The sequence below is a fragment of the Pedobacter frigiditerrae genome (assembly GCF_004331645.1).
Classification (GTDB): domain Bacteria; phylum Bacteroidota; class Bacteroidia; order Sphingobacteriales; family Sphingobacteriaceae; genus Pedobacter; species Pedobacter frigiditerrae.
This window is the reverse complement of sequence record NZ_SJSK01000001.1, coordinates 1004807-1017037: the sequence shown is the minus strand read 5'-3', so window position 1 is coordinate 1017037 and position 12231 is coordinate 1004807. Positions and strand designations below refer to the sequence as shown.

The 12231-nt window shown below is 36.7% G+C and carries 6 protein-coding genes; 2 read left to right on the top strand and 4 right to left on the bottom strand.

Going from position 1 to position 12231, the window contains the following annotated elements; translation table 11 throughout:
- Window positions 1–3087 (bottom strand): SusC/RagA family TonB-linked outer membrane protein, encoded by a 3087-nt coding sequence (locus EZ428_RS04375; protein WP_165501702.1) that lies wholly within the window; start codon window positions 3085–3087, stop codon window positions 1–3.
- 234 nt (window positions 3088–3321) lie between these two features.
- On the opposite strand from EZ428_RS04375, the gene EZ428_RS04370 reads away from it, so the two are divergent.
- Window positions 3322–4068: a DeoR/GlpR family DNA-binding transcription regulator gene (locus EZ428_RS04370; RefSeq protein ID WP_131551880.1), complete on the top strand. Its 747-nt coding sequence runs from the start codon at window positions 3322–3324 to the stop codon at window positions 4066–4068.
- A 36-nt stretch (window positions 4069–4104) separates the two neighbouring features.
- On the opposite strand, the gene EZ428_RS04365 is transcribed toward EZ428_RS04370, so the two are convergent.
- The 3 genes from EZ428_RS04365 to EZ428_RS04355 form a co-directional block, all read right to left on the bottom strand.
- On the bottom strand, window positions 4105–5400 hold the full coding sequence (locus tag EZ428_RS04365; protein ID WP_131551879.1) for a RagB/SusD family nutrient uptake outer membrane protein: 1296 nt from the start codon (window positions 5398–5400) through the stop codon (window positions 4105–4107).
- 16 nt (window positions 5401–5416) lie between these two features.
- The gene (locus EZ428_RS04360; RefSeq protein WP_131551878.1) at window positions 5417–8488 is read right to left on the bottom strand and encodes a SusC/RagA family TonB-linked outer membrane protein; all 3072 of its coding nucleotides are present in this window, start codon (window positions 8486–8488) and stop codon (window positions 5417–5419) included.
- 460 nt (window positions 8489–8948) lie between these two features.
- Window positions 8949–10145, bottom strand: a complete 1197-nt coding sequence (locus EZ428_RS04355) for an anhydro-N-acetylmuramic acid kinase (protein WP_131551877.1) — start codon at window positions 10143–10145, stop codon at window positions 8949–8951.
- A 148-nt stretch (window positions 10146–10293) separates the two neighbouring features.
- Here EZ428_RS04355 and nagB point away from each other — a divergent pair, with 148 nt between their 5' ends.
- The gene (nagB, locus tag EZ428_RS04350; RefSeq protein WP_131551876.1) at window positions 10294–12213 is read left to right on the top strand and encodes a glucosamine-6-phosphate deaminase; all 1920 of its coding nucleotides are present in this window, start codon (window positions 10294–10296) and stop codon (window positions 12211–12213) included.
- Window positions 12214–12231 lie beyond the last annotated feature (18 nt).

Sequence of the window (12231 nt, the reverse complement as noted above, 5' to 3'; positions counted from 1 at the left end):
TTAAAATCCAACACTTAAACCCATGGTATATGTTCTTGGCAATCCGAATGAGCCGTAATCAATGCCTATACCTCCTGTACCACCTGAGGCTGCACTTAAACCATTTACAGATGGGTCTACGCCTTTATAATTGGTCGTAAGTAAAAGGTCTGTTCCAGTAACGAACACACTTGCTCTTTTAAATGTCTTGCTTCCTTCAAACAACTTTTTTGGTAAGTTATATCGTAAAGTCACGTCTTTCAGTCTGATCCAATTGATATCTTTCTCCATAAAATCTTTAACATTAAGGTTTGTGTAGTAGCCTGTAGAGATGTATGGAATAACCACGATATTATTTGGTGTTGGCGTATCACTGTTTTCTAAGCCGTCTCTCATTACCCCTTTAATGATACGTGGTGTTTCACGATCTAGAGATAAAACCGACATACCTCTTGCATATAAATATGCTTCAGTTCCGTTGTATATGTCGCCACCAGCGCGTAGGTCTAATAAAAACGACATACTGAAGTTTTTATAGGTGAATGTATTGTTAATACCCACACCAAGGTCTGGGGCAGCATCTCCAATTGATGTGTAATTTACATCTGCAATTGGCATACCGCTAACTGGACTAATTAATAACTCACCTTTATTATTTGTTAAATATTGAGTTCCTGCCATCGCAGAGGTTGACTGACCTACAAAATATTGCTTTCTTGTATTACCTGCGAACCAACTGTCAGATAAGTAAAAAGTCTCTTGACCACCAGGTAAAGAAATCAACTTACCTCGTGCTCTAGTAAAATTAGCTTTTACATCCCAAGCGAAATTATTGTTTTTAATTGGAGTACCCAATACCGTTAATTCAAACCCTTTATTTTCAATTTTTCCGCTATTGATATAAGCTAAAATGGCTCCTGTAGCGTAACTTAAACGAGGTGCGGTAATCTGACCGTCACTTGTCGTTTTGTAATAAGAAAAATTAAATGATAGTCTATTTTTCAAAAATGCCAAGTCGATACCAATATCTGTAGTTTCTGTAAACTCCGCTTTTAAATTAGGATTACCTAAAGTTACGTCAGCGGCAAACCCCCCTCCAGTAGTGGTTTGCGCAATTAATCGAGTTGCCTTTACATAAGCTTGTCGTGGATCTTTACCACTTCTTCCCCAAGAGGCTCTCAATTTACCTTCAGATAACCAGCTCATTTTTTTAAAAACAGGAAGGTCAGAGAAGACAAAGCTTAGTGCAGTTGCTGGATAGAAAAATGCGATATCTCCACCTGGGTTTAATGTAGAAGAAAAATCCTGACGCCCTGTTAGGGTTAAATATACTAAATCATCATAGTTTAATTCAGTTTGAGCAAACACACCGCTTCTACGTGTATAGACATCTGAATATTGAACACGTTGAGTAGTGGGATCTGTATTATTTATACTATAAAAATCAGCTTGGTAAAACCTAGTGCCAAATTGAGCAGTAGTTTGGTCCCTTTTATCGTTTACATCATAACCAATTGATAAAGTTGGTTTGAATTTACCGAATGTCTTTCTAGCTGTCGCAACAAAGTTTCCATTATATAAATAGACGTTTTCAGAAAATGTATTTATTCCTCCTCCAACATTTGTGTTTGAAGCGAAATTTGCACTATATGATTCGGGATGATAAGCACCCAAGCCTTGCAAAGTATATACATCCGCACCCGCTCTTGCAACCATTGTTAACCAGTTTAATGGTTTATATGTCAAAGAGAAGTTACCAATTATACGCCCCGTTTTATCCCAGTTTGGATTATTTTGCATCGCCCATATTGGATTATCCAACTCCCCACCTAAGCTACCAGTAATAGTTCTTCTTGCTCCAGTTGAGGTATAAATATTTCTAATATCATCAACAACTGGCCAAGTTAGCACACTAAACATAGGACTATTTGCACCTTTATATGTTTTATCTGTTTTGTTGGTAATCATATTAAATGAAGCGTCTAATGTGAGCTTTGGGCTAATCACAGCTCTACCACTTAGTTTCGCATTTAAACTTGTTAAACCTGTGCCTTCAATTACACCATTTTCTTTTACATAACTTACACCTGCTCTAAACGATAGTGCTTCGGTACCACCATCAACAGAAGCATTGTGCCTTTGTGCAAATCCAGTTTGATAGAATGCGCCTAAATTATCATAACGTTGAAATCTATCAGGATACTTAGCTCCAAAATAAGTTCTGGTTCTAATTTCTTCGTCAAAAATACCTCCTGCACCACCACCATAGACGGTTTGAATATCTGGATATCGATAAACTTCAGTAAGCCTGAAATTGTTGCTGTAACTTACCGTTGCTTTTCCAGCTTTCGCTTTTTTGGTAGTAATTACCACTGCACCTGAAGCCCCTTGCGTACCATAAAGAGCAGCAGCTTCTGGTCCTTTTAAAATGGTTATAGATTCAATTTCTTCAGGATTAATGTCCATCGCCCTATTGCCATAATCATTGTTTCTGTTGATACTTCCAGTTCCAACTAACTTATACTCATCGAAAGTATTGTTTGAAATTGGCAAACCATCAACAACAAAAAGCGGCTGATTATCTCCATCTAGGGAAATCGCACCACGAATAATAATAGATGAGGACGCACCTGGGGTACCATTGGTTGGCGTAATAGTTAAACCAGCTACACGACCCTGCAATCCATTAATGAAATTTTCTCGTTGAGTTTGTGCTATTTCTGCTCCTTTTACCGATTGAGCATCATACCCTAAAGACCTCTTGGTACGTTCAATACCTTGTGCCGTAACAATTACCTCGTTTAATTTGTTTGTGTCAGAAAGCAAATCCACATTAATTACAGTATTTGAACCTACCGTTCTTTCCTGAGTTAACAAACCCAAATAAACGAACTGCAGTACATCTCCCGCTTTCGTTTTAATCGAGTAAGTTCCTGTTGTACTTGTTTGAACAGCAATGGCTGTACCTTTAATTTTTACAGAAGCACCTGGAATGGGCAATCCATCTTCTGCAGAAGTTATTTTTCCAGTAACAGTTACCTGTTGAGCCATCGCTTGGATAGCCGTTAGAAAAATGCCCAAAAACAGCATGAGTAATTTTTTTTTCATAAACATGGTTTTGGTTAAAAAATAAGTTTTGTTTGTTGATTGTTTTGTTCTTGCAAAACACGCACAAATGCGCATTTTATTAATAGTTAAGTAAATATCATAAATGTTTTTCACTATTAAAAGAATTATTTTAACAAAAATTAACAGCTATAACAAATTAATATTGCAGAAACCCGCAAAAAACCGCATATAATTTTTAATTTTATAATTGTATATTCCTAAAAGCTATTTTTTATGCTAAAAAAAGAAAGACATGACTTCGTCATGAAGCAAATTAACCTGCATAACAGGGTTTTAACATCAGATCTTGTGCAATTATTAAATGTTTCGGAAGATACAATTAGAAGGGATTTGCAAGAAATGGCTGATGACAATCTTTTGTATAAAGTTCATGGCGGTGCACTTTCTAAATCTTACCATTCTACTTTTGATGATAGTTCTGTTTACGCAAAAGAGGCTAAAATAAATATTGCTAAAAAAACTACGAAGTTAATTAAAGATGGCATGGTAGTTTTGACAGGGGGCGGGACAACCATTATTGAACTGGTTAAACAACTACCTGAGAACCTACATGCAACTTTTTTCACAATAAGCCCATTAGTTGCAGTTGAATTAGCAAAGTACAGAAAAGTTGAAGTAATCCTAATTGGAGGACTATTTTCGAAGAATTCGCAAATTACTTATGGAGGCCACGTAATAAGCCAGCTTTCAGAAATTAATGCAGATTTATGTTTGCTAGGCACCAGTGCCATACACCCAACAAATGGATTAACTGATACAGATTGGGAGATTAATCAATTGAAAAAAACAATGATGAGTTCTTCAAGGAAATCTGCAGTTCTATGTATTTCAGAAAAATTAAATATCTCCTTAAGGCTTAAGGTTGCTGCTTTAGAGAACATCACCTATTTAATTACCGAGCTCGATTCTACCGACGAAAAATTAGTGAACTATCAAATCAAAAATCTTAAAATCCTATAAACAGAAAAGGGGAACTTTCGCTCCCCTTTCTTATTTTTAAAACGTCGGATTTGCTGGTGTATTAGGGTTATTATCTCGTTCTTGAAACGGATATGGGAAGAAATTTCTTTTCCGATCCGCCAAAGGCTGATTAAAACGCCTCATGTCATCTAATTTTAAGCCAGACATAAATAGCTCAATACAACGATGCTTGTAAATCAAATCTAATAACTGTTGCTGTGTATATGGTCCAGTTAACATTGGTAAAGCAGCCCCTAGACCGAATGGGTCAGTTGCTGCTGTTTTCGTTACTATCTTATTAAGCTCCGTTAATGAGCTTGATAAATTGGGAGTAGCTTGACGTGCATAGGCCTCCGCTTTGATCAAGGTGATTTCACCTGGTAAATAGACAGGAATTTGAGTAAAGGTTCCTACACCAAAACCATTGATACGAACAGTAGTATTTACAGTTGTGTAAAACGGTATTCTTAAATCACCAGCATCTGGCACATTTACACCTGTTTGACCTAAATTTAGATTTTTAGGCTGTATGACGTTATTTGTAGAGGTGGCAATTTCAAAAAGCGGGTTAAGGTTTAATGCATCGTATGTAAAGGTAGATTTTTTGGTTAAATCTACTGCATTTGCAGCGGTTAGTGCCAACGCATAGTTGCCGGCGAACAAAGCATAACGGGCTTTCAATGCATTCAGTGTATTTACAATATCAATTCCTCCCGGAATATTGCCTGAAAATGAAGTGCTAATTGGATTTGCAGCAATCACAGCTATTGCATTATCAATAGTGGCAATTGCCTTATTGTAACCTTCAATCCTGGTAACAAATTGAACGTTTTTTCCCGTACTCGCCGGAACATTCTCCCAAAACTCTGACAAATTACCTAATGCCAAGGCCTTAAAGATACTTGCATGAGCAATTAAGCCAGCGGCATAGTTTTTATCTGGCAACGCCGCAGCATTGTTAATTACATTGTCAGCATCGTAAATTATTTTATTGGCACCAGTCCAAACGTTACCTAATATGGTATTTGACCCATCAACTTGTACGCCACCAGCAACTAATCTTTCTTCATTTGTATTACCAGTATTGATAGATATCAATTCATTGGTGGTTAATCCATTTAACGTAATAGATGCATAAAGTACGCTAGGCCTTGTAGTAGAGTAACTTTTTTGCAGGCCAACTGTTACTCCCGTTAATCCTTTTGCAGAGGTTAATACATCATCAGCCGTTGCTGCATTTGGGTTTAAATACTCTTTGTTACAGGCAACCGAAAATGTGATTGCCGTAAAGAGAAATGTATAACCTATATATTTTGATTTTAAATTTTTCATAAAAAGGGTTTTTAAATTAGAATTTTGCTTGCAAGCCTAAAGAGAAAGTTCTAGGAATAGGTACTGGACCGAAATCAATATTTCTTAAAAGAGTAGATTGGCCACCAGAGTTTAATTCTGGATCATAACCTTTATAATTATCCCAAGAGAATAAGTTCCTACCACTTAAATTAACAGCTAAATTCTTGATGAATTTTACGTGTCCGATATTATAACTTAAAGAAATTTCCCTCAGTTTTACGAAAGATCCATCGTCTATGCGCCATTCTTCAACATTATAAACTCCAGCAACATAACCTCGAGGTAATTGCCCCCTTTGCTCTGCCTCTGCTATCTTTCCATTACCTACCCCTTGTCTTGTTCTCCAATCTGCATTCCATACATCGCCTCCTTGTACTGCATCTAGTTGCACACGTAAACTTAATTTCTTAAAGGTAAATTCATTTACAAATGAGCCCGTGTAATCAGGATTAGGATCTCCAATAACCTTACGTTGCACGTTACCTGCCGCTTGACCAGCTGTTAAAGGAATTCCTGCAGCGTTTGTAACTATATTTCCGTCAGAATTTCTCTCGAAATATGTTCCATAAAATACACCTATCGGATAACCATCTATAATAGATACAGGTGCTCCGGGATTTGTAGAAAATGTTTGTCGTGCACCAGAGCCAATAATTTTGTTCCTGTTTCTGTTGTAAATTAAAGTTGATGTCCACGTAAAATCTTGTGATTTAATAGGCACACCAGTAAGCATTAGTTCAACACCTTTGTTTTTAAGCGTACCACTAATATTATCTAACAAACTAGAGAATCCCGTAGTAGGAGCAACAGAAACTTCCAAAAGTAAATCCGATACGGTTTTGTTATAATAGCTAAAGGTTAAACCTAATCTATTGTTAAAAAACGACATGTCTGTACCAATCTCTAGCTCTTCTTGACGCTCCGGCACTACATCCGTATTTGCTAAAACAGACCTTGAGGTAAGCGTAGTTTTACTGTTTAACGCATTTGGCAAATAAACATTAAATCGGTCATATGCACCAATACCCGTTAAGTTACCCGATTGGCCATAAGCAGCCCTTATCTTAAATGTATTCCACCATGAAGACACCCCAAGATCTTTCCAATATTCTGCAGATGATAAAACATAACTCACATTTGCTTTTGGATAGAATTGTGTTCTATTGTCTTCACCAAATACGGTAGACTGATCTACCCTAATTGCTCCAGTTAAAAACAAGTGATCTTTATATTTAAAATTCTGTTGTAAATATGCACCGCTAATAGAAAACTCAGATCTACTGTCTGCACCTGTTAACATTGTACTAGCGCCATTTACTACTTGTACAAATGGAGCCAAGCCACGTCCGTTTGTTAAACTATATAAATCTTTTTGATACTGATAAGAACCTCCGAGTTGCGTAGTAGAACTTAGTACTTCAGATATTTTTGTATCATAAGTAAAGTTTAATTCATTATTAAATAAAGTTGTGGTTGCGTTAGCCGCACTTGCATAACCATTTAATGACGGATCTAAGGTTGGACCACCTCCATAAAAACCTGTACTTACATTATAAGCAAAAGGAGGAATATAAGTAGTTCCATTTTGGATTGAGTTATCCAAACCCATTGTGTAATCTATAGTTAAGTTTTTAACTGGAGTTAGTTTTAATCCAGCATTTGCAATAACACGATTGGTAAATTGGCGTTGTTTAATGTCTTCAATTACAGATACTGGATTTACACGACCACGCTCACCAACAGCTTTTAAATTGCCCAGTGCGTCTCTCGTAAAAATATCATGGAAATTACCTAAAATGGTTACAGAGTTCATAGGTGAGAAGAACGAGTTCCCATCTGGCTTTTCATTAGCATTACTGTGGATATAGTTAAACCCAGCAGTCATTTTAGCCCATTTATTAATTACTTGATCAAGGTTTGCTCTGAAGTTAATGCGTTTAAAATCTGTATTTTGTATAATACCTTGGTTAGAAAAATAACCAGCAGAAGTATAAAACTTAGTATTCTCATTTCCTCCAGCAACAGTTACAGCATTATCAGTACCTACACCTGTATGAAAAATATAATCTTGATAATTATACCTAGTTACAGGAGTTGTAGTTGTTAACGCAGGAGATAAAACATCTTGAGTAACCAAATCTACAGAGCCTCCAAATTTAGTAGGAGATTGATTTACATCTATCTGTTTGCGTAATTCGCTAATCGTTAAACTTGTATTAAAATTAACCTGTGTAGCTCCTGATTTCCCTCTTTTTGTAAAAATTTGAATTACCCCTGCATTTGCTCTCGAGCCATAAATTGCAGCTGCCGCAGCACCATTTAACACTTCAATTCGGTCAATATCTGCAGGGTTAATATCTACCATTCTATTCTGACCAATGTTACCTATAAAGTTCCCTCCATCATAGTTAGAAGAGGTGTTGGTAACCCTGGTGGTAGCATTATTCACAATTACGCCATCAATAATATATAAAGGCTCTGAAGAAGAGTTTACAGAACTAACTCCCCTTAACCTTACAGATATACCTCCTGCTGGATCACCAGAATTTTGGCTAATTTGAGCACCAGGCGTTTTACCTTGTAAAGAAGCTAAGGCATTACCACTTGGCGCTTTATTTAAATCATCTCCTTTAACCGTACTTACATAACTTCCCAATTGCTTCCTTGTGGTACCTTGAGAAGTACCCGTTACAATAACTTCGTCTAAGCCCATTGCATCTTGAGCTAAAGAAAAATCAGCGGACACATTGTTGTTACTGCCCAAAGTAATTTGTTTAGTAATCGTTTTATAACCAATATAAGTGGCTGCAAGCTGATAAGTTCCAGGCGCAAGGTTAGCAACTAGAGAATAAGTACCATCACTGTTAGCAGCTATCGCAAAGGTAGTGCCTTGTACTTTAACACCTGCGCCAGGAATTGGGGCTTTAGTGGATTCCTCTATCACTTTACCACTAATTACATAACGATTCGTTTGTGCACTTGCTGAAGAGAACAGCAGCAGGATAAAGGTTGGCGTTAAAAACAAAAAAAGGAGTTTTGAACAGCGTAACGTGTAAAATCTCGTCATACTTAAAAATTTAAATGGTTAGAATTACAGCCAAAGCTGATTAGTTTATTTTTCATGCCATTAACTGCTTTGAAAAATCTATTAAAGATGTAAAAAATGTTTGTTTAACCACTAAACATTTTTATAAACAAACTAACATTAATTAACTAACCAATGAATACCGCAGTAGTAGGCTTATCAGTATCGCTATACTCTAACAGGGGTTTAACAGGGACTTAGCAGGGATCTTACAGGGATATAATAGGGCCATTGCCCCTGGTATATCCGAATTAAATACTTGTTAACTACGTTTAAATGGTCAACTGTTCCTTAACAACGCTTTTCCATAGCTTGGGAGGAAAGAATGTTGAGGATTAAAAACTGTAGGTATCCTTGGAAAGCTTGAACTCAGACGTTGATGTTACAAGCTAAGCTAATAAAACATGCAGCATAGGCTATTTGAAATTACCGCCGAGCATTGCTAAGGCAAGCTTATTTTACCCATGCAAACAGAAGGCACACCTTCACGTTCACCAAAATTTATTGGGTTTCCAGCCAGGGTTTCATTAGCCAACAAAGCGAAAAGAACAGCTTCCTTGGCATCTGGATTAATTTCCAATTCATCAGTAGTACTAAAAATGGCATTGGGCAAAGCTTCTTTTAAAAGCGCTACCAACAAAGGGTTGTGCATACCACCACCACTCATGAATATTTTTGGTATGGCCGATGAATCAATTGTTCTCATGATTGCATTGATTATTCCTTTTGCTGAGAAATGACAAAGCGTAGCAAGCACATCTTCCTTAGCTAAATCTATTGTATTACTTAGCTCTTGTGCTTGCATTAAATAGGTCAAACTAAATAGTTCTGGCCCTGTTGTTTTAGGAAAATCAATTGAGAAGAAATCATTTTTTAACAATGCATTAAGCAAGTCGGAATTCAAATTACCTGATTTTGCTATCTTCCCATCTTGATCATAATATTCGCCAGGATAATTTTGCTGAATGAAATGGTCCATTAATGTATTCCCAGGCCCAACATCTGTTGAAAAGACTCTGGATGCATCCCTATCTCCAGGTAAAAATGTAAAATTGGCAATACCCCCAATATTTAGCATGATCCTATCTTCTCCTGTTTTGCTAAAAATCAAATAATCTCCATAAACAGCCAATGGAGCTCCTTCTCCACCTGCTGCCAAATGCTTCTGCCTAAAGTCTGAAATGGTAATGATACCCGTTTTAACCGCAATATGATCACCATCTCCTATTTGTAAAGTGGCATTTGGATAGTTATCGAGTTGATGTAAAGATTTAGGCGCATGGAATATCGTTTGTCCATGGCTAGCTATCATGTCAACTTCCTCTGCTGAGACATTCCATTTCTTTAAAGCTTCCAAAATCAAATTTGCATGTGTAAGTCCAATCCATTCATTTAATAAGCACACTTTCTGTAAATCTGCATCTCTCCTAGAAAATATACTTTTAACATCGGCCCTAAAATCATCCTGATAAGGCATAGTGATAAAGTTCAATAACTCTACCTGTGTTTGGCTGCCATGATCTTTACAGCAACAAAGGGCAATGTCAAGTCCATCCATAGAAGTTCCCGACATCAATCCGATAATTAATCGCTCATTTTTATTAGCAATGGAATAGAGCTTTTGAATGGAATTATTCATAAAATTTTATTTACAATTAAACAAACGTTTGATTTGATACGCTAACGCTATCTTTAAAAATACTTGCAATAAAAGTAATTAACCTTTGGTGAAAATTGTGCATTACTCTCTATATTTACCGCTCCGTTCACTAAATAATAACAGATTAATGGCACGATTAAATCTATTAGAAGAGACGAGGTTCGAAAAACTCCCAGTTACTGTTTTCAAAAATCCTAAGGAAGCTTCTATCAATGTAGCGCATCGTATTGCGAGCATTATTAAAGAAAAACAAGCAAAAAATTTAAATGCTGTACTTGGTTTAGCTACCGGTGCAACCCCAATTGCTGTTTATGCAGAATTGGTCCGACTACATCAAGAAGAGGGCTTAAGCTTTAAGAATGTAATTACTTTTAATCTAGATGAATACTACCCTATGCAGGCAACCGCTGCACAGAGTTACGTTTCGTTTATGAATGAAAATTTATTTGACCATATTGACATTGATAAAAACAATGTACATATACCAGATGGCACATTAAAGCTAGAGGACATCCCTGCCTTTTGTTTAGCGTATGAGAACAAAATTGGTGAATATGGCGGCTTAGATATGCAAATTTTAGGTATTGGCCGTACTGGCCACATTGGTTTTAATGAGCCAGGATCTGCGCCAAACTCGGGTACTCGTTTAGTAACATTAGACGACCTTACCCGGAGAGACGCGGCAAGAGATTTCGGAGGAAAGTCTTTTGTACCAACAAAAGCCATAACAATGGGAATTGGCACCATTTTCAAAGCAAGAGAAATTGTTTTGATGGCTTGGAACAGAAAAAAAGCATCAATTATTAAAAAAGCTGTTGAAGGTGAGATGTCTAGTGATGTTCCTGCAACCTACTTACAATTATCCGATAACGTTGAGTTTATCTTAGATGAAGAAGCAGCTTCGTTATTAACAAGATTTGATACACCATGGTTAGTTAAAGATTGTATTTGGACAGAGTCTTTATCTAGAAAAGCCGTTATTTGGTTAGCTAACAAGCTAAACAAGCCAATTCTAAAACTAACTGAAGACGATTTTAACAATAATGGAATGGCTCAACTGGCCTTAGAAAAAGGACCGGTTTACAATATTAACATCCACATTTTTAATAAATTACAACATACTATCACTGGTTGGCCAGGAGGAAAACCTAATGCAGATGACAGTCAGCGACCAGAAAGAGCTGAACCTGCTAAAAAAAGAGTAATCATTTTCTCTCCACATCCTGATGATGATGTAATTTCCATGGGTGGAACATTCATTCGTTTGGTAGATCAAAAACATGATGTACATGTTGCATATCAGACTTCTGGAAATACAGCTGTATGGGATGATGATGCATTACGTTTCGTAGAATTCAACATTGATTTCTCTGAAAAAATGGGAATGCCTCAGCCTCAGATGAGGGATACCTATGCAAAAATGCGTCAATTTATAGAGCAAAAGAAACCAAATCAAGTTGACATTCCAGAAATACAAACCGTTAAAGGTTTGATTAGAAAAGGAGAAGCAATTGCTGGCGCTCGTTATTGCGGATTAGATGATGATCATATCCATTTTATGGCGTTACCATTTTACGAAAGCGGTAAAAATGTAAAAAATCCTGTTACAGAAGCGGATGTACTATTAACTATGGAATTACTTCAAAAAATAAAACCAGAACAAGTTTTTGCTGCGGGCGATTTTGAAGATCCACACGGCACTCATATTGTTTGTTTTAACATCATAATTGAAGCATTAAGAAGATTAGACAAAACCGAAAGCTGGGTTAAGGATTGTTGGCTATGGATGTATAGAGGTGCTTGGTTAGAATTTGAAACACACGAAATCGAGATGGCAGTTCCCCTTAGTCCACAAGAGGTTGAACGTAAAAAATTCGCCATTTTCAAACATCAATCTCAAAAAGATAGAGCGGTTTTCCCAGGTGACGATGCTAGAGAGTTTTGGCAAAGAGCTGAAGATAGAAACAGGGAAACTGCTAAATCTTATGATAATTTGGGCCTGGCTGACTACGAGGCTATGGAGGCTTTTGTGAGATTTAAATTCTAATAACTAATAGTTCTTTTA